Raw genomic sequence first — 24,226 nt, forward strand, 5'->3', positions numbered from 1 at the left:
CTCAGATTCAGGACTTAATTATTGTGGTCTTACCGGTATGTCCAGTGCAGGCGCAGTCTAGGCTTGGGTATTTCCGGATTACAAGGGGGAAGAACTAAATTGGCATGACCGGTCTGACCAGTGGTGTAGAAGCTGCCGCAGGCTGCTCCTACACGGGGATTCAACGGGCAATTTTAGGGGAATCCAGCGGGATTTCAGGGCGAAAAAAAACCGGCCATCACTGGCCGGTTTTTTTTGTTCTGCGATTCAGCGAGGCTGATTAAGCGCCGTAGACCGGCAGCTTTTTGCAGATGGCTTTGACTTTTTCACGAACGGCGTCGATCACCGCTTCGTTGTTCAGGTCAGCCAGGATGTCGCAGATCCAGCCCGCCAGCTCTTTGCACTCGGTTTCCTTGAAACCGCGAGTGGTCACGGCCGGGGTGCCGAAGCGCAGACCGGAGGTGACGAACGGCGAGCGTGGATCGTTAGGCACGGAGTTCTTGTTGACGGTGATGAACGCTTTGCCCAGTGCGGCGTCGGCGTCTTTACCGGAGATCTCTTGCTTGATCAGCGACAGCAGGAACAGGTGGTTTTCAGTACCGCCGGACACCACGTCAAAACCGCGCTCGATGAACACGCCGGCCATGGCCTTGGCGTTTTTCACCACTTGCTGCTGGTACGTCTTGAACTCAGGCTGCAGCGCTTCCTTGAAGCAGATCGCTTTGGCGGCGATCACGTGTTCCAGCGGGCCACCCTGGGCGCCCGGGAATACGGCGGAGTTGAGCTTCTTCTCGATGTCGGCGTTGGCCTTGGCCAGGATCAGGCCGCCACGTGGACCGCGCAGGGTCTTGTGAGTGGTGGTGGTCACGACGTCAGCGAATGGCACCGGGTTCGGGTAGACGCCAGCGGCGACCAGACCGGCCACGTGGGCCATGTCGACGAACAGGTAGGCGCCAACCTTGTCAGCGATTTCACGGAAACGCGGGAAGTCGAGGATCTGCGAGTAGGCAGAGAAACCGGCCACGATCATCTTTGGCTTGTGCTCGACCGCCAGGCGCTCGACTTCGTCGTAATCGATCAGGCCGTTGCCGTCGATGCCGTACTGAACGGCGTTGTACAGCTTGCCGGAGGAGGAAACGCTGGCGCCGTGGGTCAGGTGGCCGCCGTGGGCCAGGCTCATGCCCAGGATGGTGTCACCCGCCGACAGCAGGGCCAGGTAAACAGCAGCGTTGGCTTGCGAGCCAGCGTGCGGCTGAACGTTGGCGTAATCGGCGCCGAACAGTTCCTTGGCGCGGTCGATGGCCAGTTGCTCGACGACGTCAACGTACTCGCAGCCACCGTAGTAACGCTTGCCCGGATAACCTTCGGCGTACTTGTTGGTCAGTACCGAGCCTTGAGCTTCCATCACCGCTGGGCTGGTGTAGTTTTCCGAAGCGATCAGCTCGATGTGTTCTTCCTGGCGCTGAGCTTCTTGCTCCATGGCGGCAAAAAGGTCGGCGTCGTACTTGGCAATAGTCAAATCACGGCTGAACATGGCGGTCCTCAAGGATCGGGGGCAGAAAAGGGGGGCATTCTAACCCAAGCGCTTTTGGATGGCATATGAAACGGCATCATGTCGCAGACAAGTGGCGTTCATGACAGATGTGCGGTGCTCTTGCCGGCCCCATCGCTGGCAAGCCAGCTCCCACCTTTCCTTGGTGAACCACGAGTCTTGTGATCGGCATCAACCCTTGTGGGAGCTGGCTTGCCAGCGATGACCGCGCCGCAGATTTTCAGTCGAACATGAACAGCGCATCATTGCTGAACTGCGCCTCGAACCGTGCCGCCGGCATCGGCCGCCCAAACAGGTAACCCTGCACCTCGTCGCAACCATGCTCACGCAGGAAATCCAGCTGCTCATGGGTTTCCACGCCCTCGGCGATGACCGCCAGATTGAGGCTGTGGGCCATGGCGATGATCGCCCGGGCGATCTGCGCGTCCTGTTCGCCGGACGGCAACCCGTCGACGAAAGTGCGGTCGATTTTCAGCACATCGATCGGGAATTGCTTGAGGTAGTTCAGCGAGGAGTAACCGGTGCCGAAGTCGTCGACCGCGATGCTCAGGCCAAGATTTTTCAGCCCGGCCAGAATCTGCATCGCCTCGCTGACTTCGCGCATCAGGATACTTTCGGTCAGTTCCAGCTCCAGGCACGCCGGTGGCAGACCGGTTTCGCGCAGGATGGTGGCGATCCGCGTGCCGAGCTGGCCATCGGAGAACTGCCGGGCCGAGATGTTCACGGATACCTTTGGCACCCGCACGCGGTTTTGATGCCAGGTCTTGAGCTGGCGGCAGGCCTCGCTGATGACCCAGTCGCCAACGTCCACCACCAGCCCGAGTTCTTCCAGCACCGGAATGAAATCCCCCGGCGGCACCAGCCCGCGTCGCGGATGGCGCCAGCGCAGGAGGGCTTCGGCACCGGTCAGACGCTTGCCGTCGCCGCTGAACTGGGGCTGGTAATACAGCACGAATTCGTTCTGCTCCAGGGCATGGCGCAAATCGCTTTCCAGTTCCAGGCGTTCGAGGGCGCTGGCGTTCATGTCGGCCTGGTAGAACTGGAAGTTGTTCTTGCCGCGCTCCTTGGCGTGGTACATCGCGGTGTCGGCGTTCTTCATCAACTGGCTGAGTTCGTTGCCGTCCTGCGGGCTCAGGGCGATGCCGATACTGGCGGTGACGAAGAACTCGCGGCCTTCGAGCACGAACGGTTTCACCAGGCTGGCGAGGATCTGCTCGGCCACATGAATCGCGCGGTTAAGTGCCAGTTCGCGGCTGGCGCGGTGTTGCAGCAGCAGGGTGAATTCGTCGCCACCCATGCGCGCCACGGTGTCGTCATCGTCGACGCAGCCGAGCAGACGTGTCGCCATTTCCTTGAGCATACGGTCGCCGGCGGCGTGGCCGAGGGAGTCGTTGATCGGCTTGAAGCGGTCGAGGTCAAGGAACATCAGCACCACCCACGACTTCTGCCGTTCGGCGGCTTGCAGCGCGGTGTGCAGACGATCCTGGAACAGGGTGCGGTTTGGCAGGTGGGTCAGCGCGTCGTAATAGGCGAGGCGATGAATGCGTTGCTCACTGGCCTTGCGCTCACTGATGTCGCTGAAGAAACACACGTAACTGGCGAGGTCGCCTTCATCGTCGAGCACGGCGGTAATGCCGACCCACGCCGGGTAATGCTCGCCGTTACGGCGTTTGAGCCAGACTTCGCCTTCCCAGGTGCTGTGCTGATGCAGTTGCTTGAGCACGTAACGCAGGTGCGCGTCCTGCTGCTCGTCGACGGTGAGCATGTTCGGCAGTTGGTCGAGCACTTCGCTGACGGCGTAACCACTGACCCGGCTGAACGCTTCGTTGGCTTGCACGATGTAACCGGCCGGGTCGGTGATGAGAATCGCCGATGTTGAGTGTTCGAATACCGTGGCCGCCATACGCAGGTCTTTCTCGGCGCGACGTTGCTGACTGATGTCGCGGCCGACACCGAGCACGCCTTCGAACCCGCCGTGCTCGTCCCACACCAGCACCAGGCGCAATTCGATCGGAATCTTGCGCCCGTCGGCCCGCAGGCAGTCAAACAGGAACAGTTGCGTCTGCACCTGGCTGCGCAGCAGGGTCAGTTGCTCAAGGTTGTCGAGCGACTTGCTGACCCGATCCATCAGGTGGTAGATCCCGGACAACTGATGCGGATTGGCGATGATTGATTGCCAGCCGTTCTGGAAAATCCACTCGGCGTCATAACCCAATACCGCCTGCACGGACGGGCTGACATAGTTGAGCGACAGTTTGCTGTCGGTGGAAAAAATAACGTCGCTGATGCTTTCGGCGAGCATTCGGTAGCGTTGCTCGCTGTCGCGCAGGGATTCGCTGGCCTCGATCTGTTCGGTGATGTCCTTGGCCACGCCGATGATCCGGGTGACCTGATCGTGCTTGTCCCGTGCAAGCGCCTGTTCACGAATATCGAAGCGCCGCCACTTGCCGTCGCGATGACGGAAACGCAGCTGACATTGCAGCAACTGACTGTACCCGGCGTGACGCTGCGACTGCCGCGAGCGGTGGTAATGGTCAGCATCTTCGGGGTGCAGAAGGATTTCCCAGAAGTATTCGCCCATCTGGTGCAGCTCGGTGCGGTTGTAACCCAGCGTCTGGCCCAAATGGTGGTTGCTGAAAATCATCCGCTGGCTGATCACGTCTTGCACGTAGAGGTGATCCGGCACTGTGCGCACCACATCGGACCAAAACCCTTCGCGTTCCAGCAACGACAATTCGATGAGCTTTCGGCTGGTGATGTCGTTGATGCTGAGGATCACGGCTTTATAGTCCTGTTGCTCCTGCGGGAGGCGCAGCACCAGCCATAGATGCTGGTCGCGGCCATTGATGTCCGGCAGTCTGATTTCCAGTTCGAGCTGCTTTTGCTGTTTCAGTACGGCGTCGAGCACTTGATTGCCGATGGCGCAGTGGCTGTGCGGACGGCCATCGATCAGCAGTTGCCAGGCGTGGTCACAGGAACTGACGTTGAGCAATTGCAACGCCACCTGATTGACCTCGGTGACGCGAAGTTCATGGAGCAGTTGCTGGCGCTGTTGCGGTTGTTCGAGCCAGGCCTTGAGCTGGTCGCCGGTCTGCAACTGGGCCTTGTCAAACACTTGCTTGAGCCCGGACAGGTCCAGCACGCACAGGGCAACACCGGTGCCTTCGAAAATGTCCTGATAGCGGCGACGGCCCTCATGCAACTGGCATTGCCGACGGCGCATGTTCAGCAGGGCGATGAACGGCAGCAAAGAGAAGGCCAGCCCCAGCAGGCATTTGCCAATGAACGCCGGCAGCAATTGTTCAAGCACTTGTTGACGGTCGAACAGACCACGCAGTTGCCAGTCGCTGCTGCTCAGGGGGACGGTCAGAACGCTGTTGGCCATGTCGTCCGGAGTCAGGGTCGAGGTATTGGCAGATGGTAAAGATTCGTCACGGCTGATGATCTGGTGATTGACCCGGTTTTCCACCAGCCACAGCGGGCGTATGCCGGTCTCGGCCTGTTTGGTCAAAGACGAAAAAAACGTCGGTGTCAGGCGCAGCGCCCAATAGCCGCGACTGCTGCCGCTGGCTTGATGCAGTAGCAGATGCACCACCGAGCCGTCGTCGGCATTGCTGAAATAGTGCGCCTGGGCATGGCTGCGGCGCACCAACTCGGCGAGATAGTCGGCGTCGCTGCTGTTGACCGAGCTGTCACTGAGGATTCGACCGGACGGGCTGAGCAACGCCAGGCTGCGCAGGTCGGGTAACGACTGCTGCAACTTGCGCAGGAGCAGCTGCTGTTCGTCGGCCGACTGCGGCTCTTCGACGATGGGTAGAAGGTTGAGCGCGATTTGCGCGTTCAGTGCCATGTTCAGGCTGACTTGTGAGGCCAGATCGGCGGTGTAGTCGATGGTGTACTGACGCTGGTTTTTCTGGGTTTCGCTCAGTTGATCGAGCAACTGCCAGAACAGCAATGCCAGCAGCAAAAGTACCAGCGTCGCCAGCGCGCCTTTCAATGTGCCGCGCAGGGGCGAGCCGGTCGCCGGTTGGGTCATGCTCACAGAGGCTGGCGGAGTGACGTTGGACAAACTGAAATCCTGCGATCTGGCTGGGCTGGCGCGGCGTGCACTATAAGCCGGACGCCCAAAGGGCGGCTAGCATGCCTTGAGTTGTGGCGAAGTGCCAGCCCCGCTCGGCTGGACGGCCACTGGTCATTCAGGTAGCTTTGCCGGTTACGTGGGGGCGTTCCAGCTCCTAGAATCAGACTTCTCCAGCGCGCACGCATTGATCATCATCAAGTGAACGACGCGCACGGTCTGGCCGGGCATCGCCTGCGCTCCACTCATTCATCTGTCACTGACCCAAGGTTCTCCATGGCTCAATACGTCTTCACCATGCATCGGCTGGGCAAAGTTGTTCCGCCGAAGCGGGAAATCCTCAAAAACATTTCGCTGTCCTTCTTCCCTGGCGCCAAGATCGGCGTCCTCGGCCTCAACGGTTCGGGCAAGTCCACGCTGCTGAAAATCATGGCCGGCGTCGACACCGAATTCGAGGGCGAAGCGCGCCCGATGCCGGAACTCAACATCGGTTACCTGCCGCAAGAGCCGCAGCTTGACCCGACCAAAACCGTGCGTGAAGTGGTCGAGGAAGCGGTCAGCGTGATCAAAAACGCTCAAGCGCGTCTGGACGAGGTCTACGCGGCTTACGCTGAAGAAGACGCCGACTTCGACAAACTGGCCGCCGAGCAGGCCAAGCTTGAAGCGATCCTGCAAGCCAGTGACGGTCACAACCTTGACCGCCAACTCGAAGTCGCCGCCGATGCGCTGCGTCTGCCAGCCTGGGACGCCAAGGTCGAAGTCCTCTCCGGTGGCGAGAAACGTCGTGTGGCCCTGTGCCGCCTGCTGCTGTCCGCCCCGGACATGCTGCTCCTCGACGAACCCACCAACCACTTGGACGCCGACTCCGTTGCGTGGCTCGAGCATTTCCTGCACGACTTCCCGGGCACCGTGGTCGCGATCACGCACGACCGTTACTTCCTCGATAACGTCGCTGGCTGGATTCTCGAACTCGACCGTGGCGCGGGCATTCCGTACGAGGGCAACTATTCGGGTTGGCTTGAAGCCAAGTCCGATCGTCTCGCTGCCGAATCCAAGCAGCAGTCGGCTCACGAAAAAGCCATGAAAGAAGAACTGGAGTGGGTGCGCAAAGGCGCCAAGGCCCGCCAGTCGAAATCCAAGGCACGTCTGCAACGCTTCGAAGAAATGCAATCGCAGGAATTCCAGAAGCGTAGCGAAACCAACGAGATCTACATCCCGGCCGGTCCTCGCCTGGGCGACAAGGTCATCGAATTCAAGAACGTCTCCAAGGGCTACGGCGATCGCGTGCTGATCGACAACCTGTCGTTCTCAATGCCGAAAGGCGCCATCGTCGGCGTGATCGGTGGTAACGGTGCCGGTAAATCGACCCTGTTCCGCATGCTGATGGGCAAGGAAACCCCGGATTCCGGCACCATCGAAGTCGGCGAAACCGTGCAACTGGCTTGCGTCGATCAGAGCCGCGAAGACCTGGACGGCAGCAAAACCGTGTTCCAGCAGATTTCCGATGGTTCCGACCAGATCCGCATCGGCAACTACGAGATCCCGTCGCGTACCTACGTCGGTCGCTTCAACTTCAAGGGTGGCGATCAGCAGAAGTTCGTCAAGGATCTGTCCGGTGGTGAGCGCGGTCGCCTGCACCTGGCGCTGACCCTGAAGGAGGGCGGCAACGTCCTGCTGCTCGACGAACCGTCCAACGACCTCGACGTTGAAACCCTGCGTTCCCTGGAAGAAGCCCTGTTGGACTTCCCGGGCGCCGCCATTGTGATCTCTCACGATCGGTGGTTCCTTGACCGCGTCGCGACGCACATCCTGGCGTACGAAGACGACTCGCAAGCGGTGTTCTTCGAAGGCAACTACACCGAGTACGAAGCCGACCGCAAAAAGCGCCTCGGCGAAGCAGCGGCCCAGCCACACCGGGTTCGCCACAAGAAACTGGCCTGATTGCAGGTGGGTTGCTTGATAGAGACGGAGCCTTCGGGCTCCGTTTTTTTTTGCCCGGGTTTTCATGGAAACCGAGTTGGATTCATCGCTGGCAAGCCAGCTCCCACAGGATTTTTGTCATCCCTGGAGTGTGTGAACGCCACTAAAACTGTGGGAGCTGGCTTGCCAGCGATGGCGGTGTAACTGATGGTGCATTTTCGGAATGTGTTTTCACTATTCAGGTGCAAAAACAGCTCGGAAAGCGTGCCTATTTATATCCAGTGCACCATTTAATTTCATAACTGCGACATCTTGCGCTGTTCCTGTGCGCAATTCGTTTGTTAAAGTCCGGCCCAATCGCTTCCAACGACAATAAATTTGCCGAGACTTTTCCCATGATCGAATCCGTCGAATCCTTTCTTGCCCGCCTGAAAAAACGCGACCCGGATCAACCGGAATTCCACCAGGCGGTCGAAGAAGTGCTGCGCAGTCTGTGGCCGTTTCTCGAAGCTAATCCGCACTACCTGTCGTCGGGCATTCTGGAGCGCATCTGCGAACCGGAGCGTGCGGTGGTTTTCCGCGTGTCGTGGGTCGATGATCAGGGCAAGGTTCAGGTCAATCGCGGGTTCCGCATTCAGATGAACAGCGCCATCGGCCCCTATAAGGGTGGCTTGCGTTTCCATCCGTCGGTGAACATGGGCGTGCTGAAGTTTCTGGCCTTCGAGCAGACCTTCAAAAACTCCCTGACGTCGCTGCCCATGGGCGGCGGCAAGGGCGGTGCGGACTTCGATCCGAAAGGCAAGAGCGACGCTGAAGTCATGCGTTTCTGCCAGGCCTTCATGAGCGAGTTGTATCGCCACATCGGCGCTGACGTTGACGTGCCGGCCGGCGATATCGGTGTCGGCGCGCGGGAGATCGGTTTCCTGTTCGGCCAGTACAAACGGCTGAACAACCAGTTCACCAGCGTACTGACCGGCAAAGGCATGACCTACGGCGGTAGCCTGATTCGTCCGGAAGCCACCGGTTTCGGTTGCGTGTACTTCGCTGAGGAAATGCTCAAGCGCCGCGACCAAACCGTCGAAGGCAAGCGCGTGGCGATTTCCGGCTCCGGCAACGTCGCGCAATATGCGGCGCGCAAGGTCATGGATCTGGGCGGCAAGGTGATCTCCCTGTCCGACTCCGAAGGCACGCTCTACGCAGAGGCCGGTTTGAGTGAAGAGCAATGGTCGGCGCTGCTGGAGCTGAAAAACGTCAAGCGCGGGCGCATCAGCGAGCTGGCTGCTGCATTCGGTCTGGAGTTCCGTGCCGGTGAGCATCCATGGTCGCTGCCGTGCGACATCGCGCTGCCCTGCGCCACGCAGAACGAACTCGACGCCGAAGCTGCCCACGCTTTGCTGCGCAACGGCTGCGTTTGTGTGGCTGAGGGCGCAAACATGCCGACCACACTTGAGGCTGTGGATATCTTCATCGAGGCGGGGATTCTGTTCGCGCCGGGCAAGGCATCGAATGCCGGCGGCGTGGCGGTGAGCGGTCTGGAAATGTCGCAGAATGCCATGCGCCTGCATTGGACGGCGGGCGAGGTGGACAGCAAGCTGCACGGGATCATGCAGTCGATCCATCACGCTTGCGTGCACTACGGCGAAGAGAACGGACAGGTCAACTACGTCAAAGGCGCGAACATCGCCGGTTTCGTCAAAGTGGCCGATGCAATGCTCGCTCAGGGTGTGGTTTAAGCCGGATCGATGCGGATCACTTCAATCAGTTGATCGCCGACGGGGCGCTGCCACAGCACCTCGTCGTTGAGCCCGGCGCCAAGCAGTGCCCTTCCCAGCGGTGAGCCCCAGTTGATCAGACCCTTTGCTGCGTCTGCCTGATCTTCGCCGACCAGTTGCACGCGGTACTCGTTGTCGTGTTCATCGGCGTAGGTCACGCGACTGCCGATCTGCACTTTGTCGGTGGCGGTGGCGGCGGGCACCACTTGGGCGCTGCCGACGCGCTGATTGAAATAACGCAGATCCCGCTGGAGATCGACCAGGCGTTGCTTGTTTGCGGTCTCGCCCTTGGCCGATTCTTCGGCGTGAAGGTTTTGCAGTTCGGCGACTTTCGCCTGCAACAGCGCGTAGCCCTGCGGCGTGACGTAATTGGCTTGCGCGCTGACCTGCCGTTCGACGGGCTGATCGGCTTGTGCGGCGGCGTTATCTTCGTTGACGAAAGCGCGGCTCATGGAGTCCTCCTTTGTTAAAGAGTTGGGCCATGGTCGCAGGCATTTGGTTTCAGCGGATGTCGGCAAACGACCTATTGCGAGCGATACGCCCGTCCAGCGTCCTGATCCTTCTGTTGCTGCCAGGCGCGTTCGCGTTCGTCCCAGTGCTCGTTGCGGTAGTCTTCGCGGCTCTTGTTTTCCAGCATCGCCTGACACTGACGGAAGCCGTCGACCCAGCCGTCGGCATATTTTGCGTCCTTGAGATAGCGCGGCACGTTCTTGCGGAACTCGCCGCTGATCGAACCGGCGGCCTGGCGGCCGCTGATGCAACCGTCATCGAAGCCGTCGGCGAAAGCCGGTGGATATCCCTTGGCGATCAAGTCGTCGTGAGTGGACTGGCAACCGCCCAGCAACAGCAAAACACTCAACAACCCCGCACACCGCCACATCGCACTTCTCCCTCGCCGTTTCGCGGCCTATGAAGAAAGTCTAGAAGGTGATTTGTGAGGTGTCTGTGAAAGACATGTCAGCGATCTGTCGAACACAACATGACCTTTGTGAGAGCGAGCCTGCGCGCGAAAGCGATATGTCTGTCGATCCAGGGTTGTCTGATACGACGCCTTCGCGAGCAGGCTCGCTCCCACAGGGAACAGAGGTATGTCAGAAAATCAATAGTGATACCACTTCACTTCGAGCATCACTTCGGTTTCCGGCGTCGCCACGTGGCTGAACTCGCGCTGCGCACTCAAGCGCAAACCAAGGTTGCGCGACAGTTCCCATTGCTGGTTCAGGCTCAGGCTGCGGCGCACCTCGCCGTTGGTGAAGTAATCGCCCTTGGCTTCCAGGCTCAGATTGCCCAGCGGGTTTTTCCACAGCACGCCGCTGTTGAACCCGGCAGCCGGCGCGATGAACCCGGCGAAATCGTTGTTGTGCTCGACGCGTACGGTGCCGAGAGCAAAACCGAGCACGTCTTCGCCGAGCTGCCAGGTGCCGCCGCCACCGCCGTTGACGTGGCTGACCAGGTTTTCGTCGTCATGCTTGCCCGGCACTCGCTCCAACCCGCCGGTGACTTGCCACGACAGCGGCTGCAACAGCTCATTGCGTGGGGTCAGTGAGCGGATGGTCGCCAGATCCAGTTGCTGCACCTGCCAGTCATTGCCTTCGTACTGACGCAATTTCAGCTGGAGAATTTCGATCTGCGCGCCGAGCGGGAAGCTTTCGGCGTTGTCATTGAGATCGTGATAGGCCATGCGCAGACCGTATTCGCCGAAAGCGCGGTCTCCCCGAGTACCGAGTCCGGCTTGCCAGGTGCGCGATTCGTGACCGTCTTCGGGCAGGCCCGGTTGCGGGATTTCCAGCTCCGGCGCCGGGTTTTTGTTGATCGCCCGTAGCAGTTCGAAACTGCGTTGTGCGCGCTGCGGGTCACGCTCCTGACCGTTGGCGCGGTAGCGCTCCAGACGATACGCCGCGTCGATGATCAACGCCTGACGGTCGCGGGGCAGGGTTTGGAATGTCGGATCCTGCAATTGCTGTTGATCGGCGCTGACTTTCAACACCCATTGTTGCTCTTCATCACTGAGCGGTTCGGCGCGGCTGAGCAGTTCGCGCTCCCGCGATGGGCGATATTCGATGTGCTCGACCAGGCCTGACTCTTTCACGGCTTTGACCGTGTCGGTCGGGATCGCCGTCAGCGGGAATTGCTCGGTCAGGCGCAGGCTCGGGCGTGCCACTTGCAACAATTCGAGCAGGCGATAGGAGCAGTTTTCGTCGAAGAAGAAATAGTCGAACTGGATCTGCTTCAACTCCCAGACATGCTCGACCATCCGCGCGGTTTCTTCTTGCGTCAGATTCAGACGGTATTCCCACAGGTCGCGGTTTTCCAGGCTGCGGTACTCGGAAAGTTTTTCCTGATACGGCACCAGCGCGAACAGCCCCGGGTAGCCGCCCATCAAACCTTTCCAGGCGTAAAGAATGCTGTTGTCCGAGCCTTCGATGTAGGCACCGAAGTTGATCGCGTAACTGAGCAGGGACGTTTTGTCGCTCTTCGCCCCGGCCTGATCGATGCGCAGCAGGGTGTGGCCGAACATCGACGATGGACTGTTGAGGTAAGCGGCGGGGAAGATCATCACCGCGCTGTCCGGCGAGACGTCCTTGAACCATTGCTTGAACTCGGCACAATCCGGGCTCGGCAGGTCAGTCAGATTCAACTGATCCTTGAGCCAGCGGGTGCGCGCCGGGTACACGCATTGGGCATGTTGTTCGCCAGCGCTGGCCGGGGCATACAAGGCCTGCACGGTGGCGGCGAGTTCATGATCGGGGTGTTCGTTGCCGTCGGGGGCGAGAAAGAACTTCCTGTCGCTGACGTAGCTGCGCCAGCCGCCGAGCTTGGCGGTTTCGTAATGACCGAGGGAAATCCAGAAGCGGTCGTTGGCCAGTTGCTGCAAACGTTGAGGATCGATGTGTGGCGCGGCGGACAGCGGGGCGCAGACACAGAGCGCCAGCCAGGCAAGGCGTTTGAGCATAAGTGGCAACTTAATCGAAAGAAAAAAATCCATTTACCTGCAGGAACTAGCCCAAAAACAAAACCCGCTTCCCGAAGGAAGCGGGCGGGGTCGAGCTTAAGCCTGAGTCGCGTACTTGGCCAGACGTGGGTCTGATTTAAGAACCGCCAAGGTGTTGGTATGTACATCTTCGGCAGTCACATCAGCCTTGCTGAAGATCTGCTGGAAGTGCTCGTGAGTAACGGCAGCGAAGTGCGCACGGTCTTCCGGCGCCACGCCCAGTACCACGGCATAGGTCGTCAGCGCTTCGCCGTTGCCTTTTGCCATGTCTTCGGACAGCTCGTTCATCATGCCATTCATGGCAAACCAGGATTTGCCGCCATAGGTCAGCGACGCGTTGGTGGAGCAACCGTTGGTGCCGGAAGTCATACCGAACGTTGCGTTACCGGAAGTGCCGTTGGTGGTGGATGCCAGGAAGTGAGCCGGGGTGCCACGCTGACCTTCGAACAGCATGTTGCCCCAACCGCAATCCGGGCCGCCTGGCGCTTGAGCCATCGCGTTGATGGATACAGCGGTGAAGAGAGTACCGAGAAGAATCCGTTTCATAGCTTTGTTCTCTTTATGTGCATACCAATGGACAGGGGTTCTGGCTCCGGTTGTGTTGGTCAGATCACCGCTTGGCGAAGTGGCCTACAGAACTTATTGGCGCCAGTGGGCCGGTTATTAGTTCCAGCCGCGCAGTTTGGAGTTTAGGCACGATCCAGGGGTTCCGTGGTTTTTTGCAAAATATTCATGGAAAAGCCCGGTTTCATGGCGGGCGGGCGCAGGCGGGGTGGTTGTCTATGCTTTGTCGTATGGCGCGCCTTGCCAGTGGGGGGCGGGCAGCGCCAGAATGCCCGCTATCTGCCCCGCCTGATGTAAGGAAGCCCGATGCCTGATTCTGTTGCTGCCAGCTTGCGTATAGCGCCCGAAGCGCTGACTCGTCCGTTTTCCGCTGAACAGTTCAGCTTCACTACCACCAATGATCTGGAGCCTTTTCGCGGTGTGCTCGGCCAGGAACGCGCGGTCGAAGCCTTGCAGTTCGGTGTGGCCATGCCACGGCCCGGTTACAACGTGTTCGTCATGGGTGAGCCCGGCACTGGCCGGTTTTCGTTCGTAAAACGCTACCTGAAAGCCGAAGGCAAACGCCTGCAAACCCCGGCGGACTGGGTCTACGTCAACAATTTCGATGAGCCGCGCGAGCCCCGTGCCCTGGAACTGCCGTCGGGCACCGCCGGCGCGTTCATGGGCGACATCAACGGCTTGATCGACAACCTGCTGGCGACTTTTCCAGCGGTCTTCGAACACCCTTCCTACCAGCAAAAGAAAAGCGCCATCGACCGCGCCTTCAACCAGCGCTATGACAAAGCCCTCGACGTCATCGAGCGCCTGGCCCTGGAAAAAGACGTCGCCCTGTACCGCGACAGCAGCAACATCGCCTTCACGCCGATGCTCGACGGCAAGGCACTGGACGAGGCCGAGTTCGCGCAACTGCCGGATACCGAGCGCGAGCGTTTTCACGAAGACATTTCCGGTCTGGAAGAGCGTCTGAACGAAGAACTCGCCAGTCTGCCGCAATGGAAACGTGAGTCGAACAATCATCTGCGTACGCTCAACGAAGAAACCATCACCCTGGCCTTGCAGCCATTGCTGGCGCCGCTGTCGGAAAAGTACGCGGAAAACGCGGCGGTCTGCGGTTACCTGCAAGCGATGCAGGTGTACCTGCTGAAGACCGTGGTCGAGCAACTGGTCGACGACAGTAAGACCGACGCCGTTGCACGCAAACTGCTGGAAGAGCAATACGCCCCGAGCCTGGTGGTCGGGCATCCGGCCAGCGGCGGTGCGCCGGTGGTGTTCGAGCCGCACCCGACCTACGAAAACCTGTTCGGCCGCATCGAGTACACCACCGACCAAGGCGCGCTCTACACCACCTATCGCCAATTGCGTCCAGGCGCGCTGCACCGCGCCAATGGTGGTTTCCTGATTCTTGAAGCGGAAAAAATGCTCAGCGAGCCATTCGTATGGGACGCGCTCAAGCGTGCCCTGCAATCGCGCAAGCTGAAAATGGAATCGCCGCTGGGCGACATGGGTCGTTTCGCCACCATGACGTTGAATCCGCAGCACATTCCGTTGCAGGTCAAAGTCATCATCATCGGCGCGCGGCAACTGTATTACACGCTGCAGGATCTCGATCCGGATTTCCAGGAGATGTTCCGCGTCCTGGTCGACTTCGACGAAGACATCCCGATGGTCGACGAGAGCCTGGAGCAATTCGCCCAATTGCTGAAAACCCGCACCTCGGAAGAAGGCATGGCGCCGTTGACCGCCGATGCGGTGGCGCGCCTGGCGACGTACAGCGCACGACTGGCCGAGCATCAGGGACGCTTGTCGGCGCGTATTGGTGATTTGTTTCAACTGGTCAGCGAAGCGGATTTCATCCGCCACCTGGCCGGCGATGAAATGACCGACGCCGGCCACATCGAACGTGCGCTCAAGGCCAAGGCCACTCGCACCGGACGCGTATCGGCGCGGATTCTCGACGACATGATGGCCGGGATTATCCTGATCGACACCGACGGTGCGGCGGTGGGCAAGTGCAATGGCCTGACCGTGCTGGAAGTCGGCGACTCGGCGTTCGGCGTGCCGGCGCGGATCTCCGCCACGGTGTACCCGGGCGGCAGCGGCATCGTCGACATCGAGCGTGAAGTAAATCTCGGTCAGCCGATTCACTCCAAAGGCGTGATGATTCTCACCGGTTACCTCGGCAGTCGTTACGCCCAGGAATTCCCGCTGGCGATTTCCGCGAGCATCGCGCTGGAACAGTCCTACGGTTACGTCGATGGCGACAGTGCCTCGCTGGGCGAGGCATGCACGCTGATTTCGGCGCTGTCGAAAACCCCGCTCAAGCAATGCTTCGCGATTACGGGGTCGATCAATCAGTTCGGTGAGGTGCAAGCGGTCGGTGGGGTCAACGAGAAAATCGAAGGCTTCTTTCGTCTCTGCGAAGCGCGCGGGCTGACCGGCGAGCAGGGCGCGATCATCCCGCAAGCCAACGTCGCCACATTGATGCTGGACGAGAGAGTGTTGGCGGCGGTGCGTGCCGGGCAATTCCACGTTTATGCGGTGCGTCAGGCCGATGAAGCATTGAGCCTGCTGGTGGGCGAGCCGGCCGGTGAGCCGGATGCCGATGGCCAGTTCCCGGAAGGCAGCATCAATGCGCGGGTGGTTGAACGCCTGCGGGTTATTGCGGAAATGATCAGCGAAGAAGACTTGAAAGAAGCCGAGAAAGAGCTGGCGCAGGAGGCGCTGGTCGAAGCCAAACCGGCGTAAGCCCCACCCCTAACCAATGTAGGAGCGAGCCTGCTCGCGATGGCGTCCATTCAGTCGACGGATGCTTTGACTGAAAGACCGCCTTCGCGCCAGGCTCGCTCCTACAAGGGCTGTTGGAAGTGACGTCACTCTGACGTCAGAATTCACACAATGACCATTCGGCGCCTTCTGGTTCCGCTTTGCTTGCGGGGCGCACTTTTCTTCTATTCTCAGCTCAAGGATATCGACAGCATCGCTGGATCGAGCCAGTGCCTTCGTGGGCGCTGAATACCGGATTTATCGAGGGTCGCCGCCATGTCGCGCAACCTCTGCCTTACCCGTCAGTGTCTGGGTCTCGTCACCCGGATCGAATGCGCCATCAAGCCGTTGGCCGGTGACAACGGCATGTGGACACTGCTCTTCGCTGCCGGCATGGCCGGTGAACAACCTTCCGCAATCAAAGCCCAGGGGCCGTTTCCCGGGCCGATGGCGGCCGAGTCGATTCTCGACACCATTGTTGAAAGCCTGACCACCCACGGTTACGAACTGGCCGATGATCCGCAGATCTGGAGCCTGCACCTGCAGGCCCAGCTACGGCAGATCAATGGTGGACGCGGACGCAGTCTCAGCAGTTAAGGCGCTGTGGGCGCCTGATCGAGCTTGACCTCGAAACCGTATTGCACGGTGGCGAGGTCGGTGCGCTGATAGGTTTCCACACGCGTCGGATGGCCATAAAAATAATGCACGCCAAACACGGCCGGGCCCTGCGCGCTGGCGTCGTGGCTGACCGACAGAATCCGCTTCAAGTAATTCCCGCTGTCATCCTTCACGTAAAACCGCCATTCATTGGCCGGGAATACTTTCAAATCCACCACCAACGCGTTGTTCCGGATCTCCAGGCCTTTGGGCAAGTTCCTGTTGTCAAACGACTGCTTGGCGATCGTGGCTAAAAACAACGGCATCGAGCCGACCGCAATGGCCGGGGGTTCCGGAAACAGGTTGAGGTCGTAAACAATGGCCCCGTGCAAAGGATCGACTTGGTAGGCCTGCGGCGGCAGCTCGATCGGTTCGTCGAGCTTGCCGTTACGCTTGCCGGCGAAGAACGTCACTGGGCTCACCCCTGGGTTGAGATCGTCACCGAGCAATTCATCGTTGAAGGTTTTGCGGTGTTCGAACTCGATGCGTGCGGCGCTGGGTTCCTCCACGTTTTGATGGATGCGCACGCTGCTTTTCAGTTGATCCTCGGTCAGCGTCGCGTCTTTGAGCCTGTCGACGGCTTGATCGTCATACGCCACCACCGGCATTTCCAGTGGCTGCACGGTTTTTGCCGTGGTGTGATGATCGAAGCGGCGGATCGGCAGATCCAGATCCTTGCGGGTCACGGTGGCGGAGGAAAAGTCGAGGACGCTGACTTCCAGTGTCTCGATCGGCCCGTTGAAATAGACCTTGTTATAGCGGCGCGGGTGTTCCTGCTCGAAGGTGCGCTGATCTTGCTCGAGCTGTGTTTCCAGCGAATCGCTCCAGGCTGTCTGCTTTTGCAGGTGCGCCAGTTGTTTTTGGTAGAAGTCGACCTGGGCCGGGCTTTCGTGGATTGAGCCGGCGCGCAGCAGATAGTGCCCGGTGTTGTCGCGGGCCTGGACGATCAGCGGGTTGAGCTGAGTGTCGGCGACTTCCGGGGCCAACGGCAGGCTGTTACTGAATTCGACTTCGGCGTAGTTCTTTGCAAGTTTCAGCAGGGTGACGCTGAGGTTGTCGTTGGTGCGAGTCTGGCCGACGTCCTTTGAGGTCAGATCGAAACTGTACAGCCGGCGTGGTGCGATAACTTCGACCCGGCCTTGCAGGCTGAGCGGTTGCGGCAGGCTTTTCTTGTCGACGTCCAGGCCGTCGATGAACGGATAGGTGACGGTCAGATCATCCGGATGGGTAACGTTGGAACTGGACGGGCTCAACTGGATGCCCGGATCGGTTTCCGACCACTCCGGCTGGAAGGCAATCACTCGTTTATTGCTCAAGGTCACGGATTGCCATTCGACGGCGTGCGGGAAGAGGAAGGCGCCGGGGATGTTGAAGTTGAACGGGAACAGCGGTTGCAGATCGGTGAGGTAGTCGGAGCTGGAATCCTTGTGCAGCACAATCAGACCGTTGATGTAGGTGTCCACCAGCGCTTGCGGGGTCGGGTAATGTTTGAGTACGGCGAGGGCGTCTTCGCCGTATTCGGTCTTGTCGGGTTTGCTGTCGAGCTTGAGCTGCGCACGCTCCAGCAACAGCAGCGAGCCGCCGAGTTCAGTCACCGCGTCCTTGAGCTTCGGATCGGCAATGGCGTCGAGCGATTGCTCAAACTTCGTGGTTTTCTCCTCGAGGCTGACCGTGTGTTTTTCATCGGCGGGCGAGCAACCGCCAAGCAGCAGGGTCAGGCCAATTCCGGTCGCTGTAAACGGTAAACGTACATCCATTTTCCTGGTGTCCTGTCCGCTGTCGCTGGGCTGTCAATGGCTTGGACACTAGCAGAAAAACTTTGACACACACATGCAGGTAACGGATTTCCGGGCGGTTTCTGGCTGTCATGGGTCACTGGTATACTCGCGGCCATTTCCACCCCCTTGTGTGAGATTCAATGGAACGCTTTATCGAAAACGCAATGTACGCCTCACGCTGGTTGCTGGCGCCGATCTACTTCGGTTTGTCCCTCGGGCTGCTGGCGCTGGCGCTGAAATTTTTTCAGGAAGTTTTCCACGTCATCCCCAACGTGTTCTCGATGGCCGAGTCCGACCTGATTCTGGTGCTGCTGTCGCTGATCGACATGGCGCTGGTGGGCGGCTTGCTGGTAATGGTGATGATTTCCGGCTACGAGAACTTCGTCTCGCAACTGGACATCGACGACACCAAGGAAAAGCTCAACTGGCTGGGCACCATGGATTCTTCGTCGCTGAAGATGAAAGTGGCGGCGTCGATCGTGGCGATTTCCTCGATTCACCTGTTGCGGATCTTCATGGACGCCAAGAACGTCGATCCGGAACACCTGATGTGGTACGTGATCATTCACATGACGTTCGTGGTGTCGGCATTCGCCATGGGTTATCTGGATAAGCTCACCAAGCACTGATCGATCGTTGATCGATAAAACACCGCCCGTCTGTTGCGAAACAGACGGGCGGTGTCGTTTGTGGCTTGTGCTTTGAGGCGACGAGGCCTATCCCTGTAGAGTCCTGGCTCGCCATTGCGTGAGGTGCGTTCATGAATCTGCAAGAGTTGAATGCGTATGCCATCGCCGGAAAGGTCGATGAGCTGAATCTGATTTCCATGGAAGGTGGCATCTATCTGCTTGAAGCACGGATGCACGGTACGGCGTACCCGTTGAGCGATTTGAAAGGCGGAATGTTTAAGGTGCGCTCGGTGGAGCATGCCCGCGACGTGCTGCACACGTTTCCGGTGCTGCCGTTCAACCTCGTGCACACCTCGGTGCACGATGAAATGTGCGGGCTGGGCGCCAGCGGTGAAGAACCGCTGAAGGTGCCGCTGGCATGGCGTTCGGCGCTGTAGCACCTGGCCCCTGATCAACGCTGTTACATCTGTGCTAGTCTGCTCGCCCTTTTTTATGAAGGGCTTTTCGGAAGGTCGTGTGTGAATTATTACCTTCCGTCGGCCCCATCAGCGGAGCAGCGTCATGTCCGAAGTCAATCTGTCCACCGACGAAACGCGCGTCAGCTACGGCATTGGCCGTCAGCTGGGCGACCAACTGCGCGACAACCCGCCACCGGGCGTGAGCCTGGACGCGATCCTCGCGGGCTTGACCGACGCTTTCGCCGGTAAGGAAAGCCGTGTGGGTCAGGAAGAAATGTCTGCGAGCTTCAAAGTGATCCGCGAGATCATGCAAGCCGAAGCGGCAGCAAAAGCTGAAGCAGCGGCAGGCGAAGGCTTGGCGTTCCTGGCTGAAAACGCCAAGCGTGACGGCATCACCACTTTGGCTTCCGGCCTGCAATTCGAAGTGCTGACCCAGGGCGAAGGCGCCAAGCCATCCCGTGAGGACACCGTGCGTACTCACTACCACGGCACGCTGATTGACGGCACCGTGTTCGACAGCTCCTACGACCGTGGCCAGCCGGCTGAATTCCCGGTCGGCGGCGTAATCGCCGGTTGGACCGAAGCCCTGCAACTGATGAATGCCGGCAGCAAATGGCGTCTGTACGTGCCGAGCGAACTGGCTTACGGCGCTCAAGGCGTTGGCAGCATCCCGCCGCACAGCGTTCTGGTGTTTGACGTCGAGCTGCTGGACGTTCTGTAAGAAGGGCCTGTCTTTATGACGGGCTAATGTAGGAGTGAGCCTGCTCGCGATAGCGTCTTTTCAGCCGACTTTGCGGTTACCTGACACACCGCTTCGCGAGCAGGCTCACTCCTACAGGTTTACGGTGTTTCATATTTCCAGCTTGTGCTGCAATTCATTGGTCGGGCGCAATGCCCGGGCATAGCAGAACAGGAACAGATTGCGCACCAGTTCCTTGAGCACCAGCGGTTCGCTGGAGTTCAGGCTGTTGACGTCCAGATCCCCTTGATCCTGCAACTCATGCAAGGCTTCTTCTTCCAGTACCGCGCAGACTTCTCCGGTTTCCCGATGCAGGATCCTCAGGTAGGGATGTGGGCGATCCAGCCAGGCGTCGATCAAATAAGTCATGGTTCTCATCTCCATTAAGTTGGTTTCAATGAGAATAATTCTTATTCATCAAATAGCAAGCGACTATTGGCGCTTTGCCGATTTTTCCGGGCAAAGATTGCGTAAGGTCAAAATGGCTGGCGTTTGGCTATTGCGGGGATTTGCTGACGGTAAGCGGGGAGGGTGAAGCGCCATCCCACGCCAGGCGCGGGATGGAATACAAAAGATTCAGACTTTTCTGACGAACTCCGATTTGAGTTTCATCGGGCCGATGCCATCGATCTTGCAGTCGATGTCATGGTCGCCATCACACAGGCGGATGTTCTTGACCTTGGTACCGACCTTGACCACCAGGGACGTGCCCTTGACCTTCAGATCCTTGATCACGGTGATGGTGTCGCCGTCCTGCAGGACGTTACCAACCGAATCTTTCTTCACGGCGTCATCGCTTACCACTTCGGCATCACCGGCGGCAGACCACTCGTGGGCGCACTCCGGGCATACCAGTTGGGTACCGTCTTCGTAGGTGTATTCGGAATTGCATTTCGGGCAGGGTGGCAACGTGCTCACTAAGGCTCCTTGGAGAGAGGATCGCTAAAAGTCGCACATTGTATAGGGTTTTAATCAGGGAAGGGTGTAGCGCAAAAAACAACTGTATGAGCGAGCCTGCTCGCGATAGCGGTCTGCCAGGTTACATCTCTGTTGACTGACACAATGCTTTCGCGAGCAGGCTCGCTCCTACAGGGGGCGATCAGTGCGTGCGGGCGACTGCAAACTCGCTTAGTTCAACCAGCGCATCCCGGTATTCACTGGCCGGCAGCGCTTCGAGGCACTTGATCGCACGGGCGACGTAATCACGGGCCAGTTGCGCGGTGTATTCCAGCGAACCGGAGGCCTCGACCGCCACACGAATGCTTTCCAGGTCTTCGATCCCGCCTTTCTGGATGGCTTGGCGAACAAGGGCCGCCTGTTCCGGCGTACCTTCGCGCATGGTGTAGATCAGCGGCAGGGTCGGCTTGCCTTCGGCCAGGTCGTCACCAACGTTTTTGCCCAGGGTTTCGGCGTCGCCTTTGTAGTCGAGCAGGTCGTCGACAAGTTGGAACGCCACGCCCAGGTGATCGCCGAAAGTGCGCAGGGCTTCGCTCTGCTCGGCGGTGGCACCGGCCAGCGCGGCGGCGCTGTGGGTCGAGGCCTCGAAGAGCATCGCGGTCTTGCCGCGAATGACTTCCATGTAGGTTTCTTCGGTGGTACTGGCGTCACGTACCTTGGACAGCTGCAACACTTCGCCTTCGGCGATGATGCGCGTGGCTTGCGACAGGATCTTCATCACCGGCATCGAGCCCAGTTCGACCATCATTTCGAACGAGCGCGAATACAGGAAGTCGCCCACCAGTACGCTCGGGGCGTTGCCCCACATGGCGTTGGCGGTCGAGCGGCCACGGCGCATGCCGGACATGTCGACCACGTCGTCATGCAGCAGGGTCGCGGTGTGCAGGAACTCGATGGTGGCGGCCAGCAGACGCATGTCATCGCCTTCGCGACCCAATGCCTTGCCACACAGCAGCACCAATAAAGGACGCAGGCGTTTGCCGCCGGCCGAGGTAATGTAATCGCCGATTTTCGATACCAGCGGCACTCGGGAAGTCAGCTGCTTCTTGATGATGCCGTCGACGGCGCTAAAATCGTCCGCCACCGCGCGGTAGAAAGCTTGGGGTTGCATCAGCGACAGTTGCTCCAGAAGGGTTGCGCGGCATGCTAGGACCCACGTCCGGGACTGTCAAGGCGCGATGGACGGCCTATTGCAAGGCGCTCATGCCTTGCGTACAATCGCGCACCCTGAACTTCCTGGGCAGCACCTGCCTTACGCAATTGCAAGCGGGCCTTCCAGCCCCATGCAGCCATGCCAGCCAATACCTCTTCTTATAAAGCGCTGGGTGAGCAGGATTATCGGAGAAATACCATGTCTTATGCAGTAATCGTTACTGGCGGCAAGCAGTACAAAGTCGCCCCAGGTGAATACCTGAAGATCGAAAAACTGGAAATCGCTACCGGCGAATCCGTTACCTTTGATCGCGTTCTGTTGGTTGCCAACGGCGACGACGTGAATATCGGTGCTCCAGTTGTTGCTGGCGCTACCGTTGTGGCTGAAGTGATCTCCCAAGGTCGTCACGATAAAGTCCGCATCATCAAGTTCCGTCGTCGTAAGCACCACATGAAGCGTATGGGCCACCGCCAGTGGTACACCGAGATCAAAATCACCGGTATTCAGGCTTAATTTCAGCCTAATTCCTCACTAGGAGAATTGAACTCATGGCACACAAAAAAGCTGGTGGTAGTACCCGTAACGGTCGCGACTCAGAAGCCAAACGCCTTGGCGTGAAGATGTATGGCGGCCAGGTCATCAAGGCCGGCAACATCATCGTGCGTCAGCGCGGCACCCAATTCCACGCTGGTTACGGCGTTGGCATGGGTAAAGATCACACTCTCTTCGCTAAAATCGAAGGCGTGATCAAGTTCGAAGTAAAGGGCGCGTTCAACCGCCGTTACGTGAGCGTTGTCGCAGCTTAATTGCGAGAATGCTGGAGAAGCCCTGTCTTGCGACGGGGCTTTTTCGTTTGTGGGGTGAGTCTCTTGCAAAGCTGTTTGCATGGGCTGTGGCGTACGATATAGATCGTGTTTTGGGCTCGCTGCACTCATTTTTGCAAGAGTCTTATGTCTTGATTGTTTTTCGGCTCGTCCGTATGGCGAGAGGCGTTTGTTATGAAGTTTGTTGATGAAGTATCGATTCGCGTAAAGGCTGGTGACGGCGGCAATGGCGCCATGAGTTTCCGTCGGGAAAAATTCATCGAGAACGGTGGCCCGAACGGCGGTGATGGCGGTGACGGCGGTTCCATCTACATGATGGCCGACGAAAACCTCAACACCCTGGTGGACTACCGTTATACCCGTCACTTCGACGCCGAGCGTGGCTCGAACGGCGGCAGCACGGACTGCACCGGCAAGAAGGGCGAGGATCTGGTTCTGCGCGTCCCGGTCGGCACCACGGTGATCGACTCCGCAACCCAGGAAGTCATCGGCGACCTGACCAAGGCCGGTCAGAAGTTGATGGTGGTTCAGGGTGGCTGGCACGGTCTGGGCAACACCCGTTTCAAATCCAGTACCAACCGTGCGCCACGTCAGACTACCCCGGGCAAGCCGGGCGAGCAGCGTGACCTGAAGCTGGAAATGAAAGTGTTGGCCGACGTTGGCCTGCTGGGCTTGCCGAACGCCGGTAAAAGTACGTTTATCCGTTCGGTGTCGGCCGCCAAGCCGAAAGTCGCTGACTACCCGTTCACCACGTTGGTGCCGAATCTCGGTGTGGTCAGTGTCGATCGCTGGAAAAGCTTCGTTATTGCCGACATCCCGGGTTTGATCGAAGGTGCCTCCGATGGTGCGGGCCTGGGCATTCGCTTCCTCAAGCACCTTGCGCGTACGCGTCTGTTGCTGCACCTCGTCGACATGGCGCCGCTGGACGAAAGCAGTGCACCGGATGCCGCTGAAGTGATTGTCAATGAGTTGACCAAGTTCAGCCCGTCCCTGGCCGAGCGTGATCGCTGGCTGGTGCTGAACAAGTGCGACCAGATCCTCGAGGAAGAGCACGAAGAGCGCGTCAAGGAAGTGGTCGAGCGTCTTCAGTGGGAAGGTCCGGTCTACGTGATCTCGGCCATCGCCAAAGAGGGCACCGAGCGTCTGACTCGCGACATCATGCGTTATCTGGAAGATCGCGCCGATCGTCTGGCCAATGACCCTGCCTACAAGGAAGAGTTGGCGGATCTCGATCAGCGCATCGAAGACGAAGCTCGTGCGCAACTGCAGGCGCTGGATGATCAGCGTGCCCTGCGTCGCAGCGGCGTGAAGTCGGTCCACGACATCGGCGACGATGACTGGGACGAAGAAGATGTGGATGACGAAGACGGTCCGGAAATCATTTACGTGCGTGACTGATCCGTTGCAGTAA

Annotated in this window: 21 protein-coding genes; 11 read left to right on the forward strand and 10 right to left on the reverse strand. The window is 59.1% G+C overall.

The annotated features are described in order from the left end of the window. Positions 1 to 104: 104 nt before the first annotated feature. Positions 105 to 263: a hypothetical protein gene (locus tag GIW69_RS13090; protein WP_236483102.1), complete on the forward strand. Its 159-nt coding sequence runs from the start codon at positions 105 to 107 to the stop codon at positions 261 to 263. Here GIW69_RS13090 and glyA read toward each other — a convergent pair. Next, entirely contained in the window at positions 260 to 1,513 is a 1,254-nt protein-coding gene (gene glyA / locus GIW69_RS13095) for a serine hydroxymethyltransferase (RefSeq protein ID WP_236483103.1), read from the reverse strand. The genes GIW69_RS13090 and glyA overlap by 4 nt on opposite strands. A gap of 238 nt (positions 1,514 to 1,751) precedes the next feature. Further along, a complete protein-coding gene (locus GIW69_RS13100; protein ID WP_236483104.1) occupies positions 1,752 to 5,600 on the reverse strand; it encodes a bifunctional diguanylate cyclase/phosphodiesterase in 3,849 nt (1,282 codons plus the stop codon). Positions 5,601 to 5,885: 285 nt separating this feature from the next. Here GIW69_RS13100 and ettA point away from each other — a divergent pair, with 285 nt between their 5' ends. Both ettA and gdhA read left to right on the forward strand, forming a co-directional pair. Then, positions 5,886 to 7,550, forward strand: a complete 1,665-nt coding sequence (gene ettA / locus GIW69_RS13105) for an energy-dependent translational throttle protein EttA (protein ID WP_236483105.1) — start codon at positions 5,886 to 5,888, stop codon at positions 7,548 to 7,550. Between the two features lie 374 nt (positions 7,551 to 7,924). Further along, positions 7,925 to 9,262, forward strand: a complete 1,338-nt coding sequence (gene gdhA, locus GIW69_RS13110; RefSeq protein ID WP_236483106.1) for an NADP-specific glutamate dehydrogenase — start codon at positions 7,925 to 7,927, stop codon at positions 9,260 to 9,262. On the opposite strand, the gene GIW69_RS13115 is transcribed toward gdhA, so the two are convergent. The 4 genes from GIW69_RS13115 to GIW69_RS13130 form a co-directional block, all read right to left on the reverse strand. Further along, the gene (locus GIW69_RS13115) at positions 9,259 to 9,753 is read right to left on the reverse strand and encodes a GreA/GreB family elongation factor (protein WP_236483107.1); all 495 of its coding nucleotides are present in this window, start codon (positions 9,751 to 9,753) and stop codon (positions 9,259 to 9,261) included. The genes gdhA and GIW69_RS13115 overlap by 4 nt on opposite strands. Before the next feature lie 71 nt (positions 9,754 to 9,824). Further along, entirely contained in the window at positions 9,825 to 10,181 is a 357-nt protein-coding gene (locus GIW69_RS13120; RefSeq protein ID WP_236483108.1) for a hypothetical protein, read from the reverse strand. Between the two features lie 219 nt (positions 10,182 to 10,400). Beyond that, a complete protein-coding gene (locus GIW69_RS13125) occupies positions 10,401 to 12,254 on the reverse strand; it encodes an Lnb N-terminal periplasmic domain-containing protein (protein WP_236483109.1) in 1,854 nt (617 codons plus the stop codon). 96 nt (positions 12,255 to 12,350) lie between these two features. Further along, the gene (locus GIW69_RS13130) at positions 12,351 to 12,839 is read right to left on the reverse strand and encodes a DUF3015 domain-containing protein (RefSeq protein ID WP_007909797.1); all 489 of its coding nucleotides are present in this window, start codon (positions 12,837 to 12,839) and stop codon (positions 12,351 to 12,353) included. A 324-nt stretch (positions 12,840 to 13,163) separates the two neighbouring features. Here GIW69_RS13130 and GIW69_RS13135 point away from each other — a divergent pair, with 324 nt between their 5' ends. Both GIW69_RS13135 and GIW69_RS13140 read left to right on the forward strand, forming a co-directional pair. After that, positions 13,164 to 15,602 carry an ATP-binding protein gene (locus tag GIW69_RS13135; RefSeq protein WP_236483110.1) on the forward strand — a complete coding sequence of 813 codons (2,439 nt, stop codon included), beginning with the start codon at positions 13,164 to 13,166 and terminating at the stop codon, positions 15,600 to 15,602. Between the two features lie 294 nt (positions 15,603 to 15,896). Beyond that, the gene (locus tag GIW69_RS13140) at positions 15,897 to 16,217 is read left to right on the forward strand and encodes a PA4575 family protein (protein WP_236483111.1); all 321 of its coding nucleotides are present in this window, start codon (positions 15,897 to 15,899) and stop codon (positions 16,215 to 16,217) included. Here the strand turns inward: GIW69_RS13140 and GIW69_RS13145 are convergent. After that, on the reverse strand, positions 16,214 to 18,034 hold the full coding sequence (locus GIW69_RS13145; protein ID WP_236483112.1) for a hypothetical protein: 1,821 nt from the start codon (positions 18,032 to 18,034) through the stop codon (positions 16,214 to 16,216). The two genes, GIW69_RS13140 and GIW69_RS13145, sit on opposite strands and share 4 nt — an antisense overlap. Before the next feature lie 161 nt (positions 18,035 to 18,195). Here GIW69_RS13145 and GIW69_RS13150 point away from each other — a divergent pair, with 161 nt between their 5' ends. The 3 genes from GIW69_RS13150 to bamJ all read left to right on the forward strand — a co-directional run bounded on the left by GIW69_RS13150 (position 18,196) and on the right by bamJ (position 19,863). Next, positions 18,196 to 18,684 (forward strand): TIGR00645 family protein, encoded by a 489-nt coding sequence (locus GIW69_RS13150; protein WP_192309046.1) that lies wholly within the window; start codon positions 18,196 to 18,198, stop codon positions 18,682 to 18,684. Positions 18,685 to 18,815: 131 nt separating this feature from the next. Next, positions 18,816 to 19,121 (forward strand): DUF6482 family protein, encoded by a 306-nt coding sequence (locus tag GIW69_RS13155; protein ID WP_236483113.1) that lies wholly within the window; start codon positions 18,816 to 18,818, stop codon positions 19,119 to 19,121. A gap of 124 nt (positions 19,122 to 19,245) precedes the next feature. Continuing rightward, positions 19,246 to 19,863 (forward strand): BamJ family beta-barrel-assembly machinery protein, encoded by a 618-nt coding sequence (gene bamJ / locus GIW69_RS13160; protein ID WP_236483114.1) that lies wholly within the window; start codon positions 19,246 to 19,248, stop codon positions 19,861 to 19,863. 129 nt (positions 19,864 to 19,992) lie between these two features. Here bamJ and GIW69_RS13165 read toward each other — a convergent pair whose 3' ends face one another. From GIW69_RS13165 to GIW69_RS13175, 3 genes are all read right to left on the reverse strand, one after another. Then, positions 19,993 to 20,250, reverse strand: coding sequence for a PA4570 family protein (locus GIW69_RS13165; protein ID WP_236483115.1), 258 nt, complete (start codon positions 20,248 to 20,250; stop codon positions 19,993 to 19,995). Between the two features lie 207 nt (positions 20,251 to 20,457). Beyond that, a complete protein-coding gene (locus tag GIW69_RS13170; protein WP_236483116.1) occupies positions 20,458 to 20,799 on the reverse strand; it encodes a zinc ribbon domain-containing protein YjdM in 342 nt (113 codons plus the stop codon). Positions 20,800 to 20,980: 181 nt separating this feature from the next. Continuing rightward, positions 20,981 to 21,949: a polyprenyl synthetase family protein gene (locus GIW69_RS13175; RefSeq protein ID WP_236483117.1), complete on the reverse strand. Its 969-nt coding sequence runs from the start codon at positions 21,947 to 21,949 to the stop codon at positions 20,981 to 20,983. Between the two features lie 240 nt (positions 21,950 to 22,189). Here GIW69_RS13175 and rplU point away from each other — a divergent pair, with 240 nt between their 5' ends. The 3 genes from rplU to cgtA all read left to right on the forward strand — a co-directional run bounded on the left by rplU (position 22,190) and on the right by cgtA (position 24,213). After that, positions 22,190 to 22,504 (forward strand): 50S ribosomal protein L21, encoded by a 315-nt coding sequence (gene rplU, locus GIW69_RS13180; protein WP_003176051.1) that lies wholly within the window; start codon positions 22,190 to 22,192, stop codon positions 22,502 to 22,504. 35 nt (positions 22,505 to 22,539) lie between these two features. Beyond that, positions 22,540 to 22,797 (forward strand): 50S ribosomal protein L27, encoded by a 258-nt coding sequence (gene rpmA / locus GIW69_RS13185; protein WP_007950960.1) that lies wholly within the window; start codon positions 22,540 to 22,542, stop codon positions 22,795 to 22,797. Positions 22,798 to 22,989: 192 nt separating this feature from the next. Further along, a complete protein-coding gene (cgtA, locus tag GIW69_RS13190; RefSeq protein ID WP_236483118.1) occupies positions 22,990 to 24,213 on the forward strand; it encodes an Obg family GTPase CgtA in 1,224 nt (407 codons plus the stop codon). The last annotated feature ends 13 nt before the right edge of the window (positions 24,214 to 24,226 follow it).

Origin of the sequence: Pseudomonas syringae (genome assembly GCF_021605415.1) — a bacterium.
In the GTDB taxonomy this organism is placed as follows: domain Bacteria; phylum Pseudomonadota; class Gammaproteobacteria; order Pseudomonadales; family Pseudomonadaceae; genus Aquipseudomonas; species Aquipseudomonas syringae_S.

Coding starts and splice junctions, on each gene's coding strand:
- GIW69_RS13090 (WP_236483102.1), top strand. CDS start 105: ATGACCGGTCTGACCAGTGGTGTAGAAGCTGCCGCAGGCTGCTCCTAC.
- glyA (WP_236483103.1), bottom strand. CDS start 1,513: ATGTTCAGCCGTGATTTGACTATTGCCAAGTACGACGCCGACCTTTTT.
- ettA (WP_236483105.1), top strand. CDS start 5,886: ATGGCTCAATACGTCTTCACCATGCATCGGCTGGGCAAAGTTGTTCCG.
- gdhA (WP_236483106.1), top strand. CDS start 7,925: ATGATCGAATCCGTCGAATCCTTTCTTGCCCGCCTGAAAAAACGCGAC.
- GIW69_RS13115 (WP_236483107.1), bottom strand. CDS start 9,753: ATGAGCCGCGCTTTCGTCAACGAAGATAACGCCGCCGCACAAGCCGAT.
- GIW69_RS13120 (WP_236483108.1), bottom strand. CDS start 10,181: ATGTGGCGGTGTGCGGGGTTGTTGAGTGTTTTGCTGTTGCTGGGCGGT.
- GIW69_RS13125 (WP_236483109.1), bottom strand. CDS start 12,254: ATGCTCAAACGCCTTGCCTGGCTGGCGCTCTGTGTCTGCGCCCCGCTG.
- GIW69_RS13130 (WP_007909797.1), bottom strand. CDS start 12,839: ATGAAACGGATTCTTCTCGGTACTCTCTTCACCGCTGTATCCATCAAC.
- GIW69_RS13135 (WP_236483110.1), top strand. CDS start 13,164: ATGCCTGATTCTGTTGCTGCCAGCTTGCGTATAGCGCCCGAAGCGCTG.
- GIW69_RS13140 (WP_236483111.1), top strand. CDS start 15,897: ATGTCGCGCAACCTCTGCCTTACCCGTCAGTGTCTGGGTCTCGTCACC.
- GIW69_RS13145 (WP_236483112.1), bottom strand. CDS start 18,034: ATGGATGTACGTTTACCGTTTACAGCGACCGGAATTGGCCTGACCCTG.
- GIW69_RS13150 (WP_192309046.1), top strand. CDS start 18,196: ATGGAACGCTTTATCGAAAACGCAATGTACGCCTCACGCTGGTTGCTG.
- GIW69_RS13155 (WP_236483113.1), top strand. CDS start 18,816: ATGAATCTGCAAGAGTTGAATGCGTATGCCATCGCCGGAAAGGTCGAT.
- bamJ (WP_236483114.1), top strand. CDS start 19,246: ATGTCCGAAGTCAATCTGTCCACCGACGAAACGCGCGTCAGCTACGGC.
- GIW69_RS13165 (WP_236483115.1), bottom strand. CDS start 20,250: ATGACTTATTTGATCGACGCCTGGCTGGATCGCCCACATCCCTACCTG.
- GIW69_RS13175 (WP_236483117.1), bottom strand. CDS start 21,949: ATGCAACCCCAAGCTTTCTACCGCGCGGTGGCGGACGATTTTAGCGCC.
- rplU (WP_003176051.1), top strand. CDS start 22,190: ATGTCTTATGCAGTAATCGTTACTGGCGGCAAGCAGTACAAAGTCGCC.
- rpmA (WP_007950960.1), top strand. CDS start 22,540: ATGGCACACAAAAAAGCTGGTGGTAGTACCCGTAACGGTCGCGACTCA.
- cgtA (WP_236483118.1), top strand. CDS start 22,990: ATGAAGTTTGTTGATGAAGTATCGATTCGCGTAAAGGCTGGTGACGGC.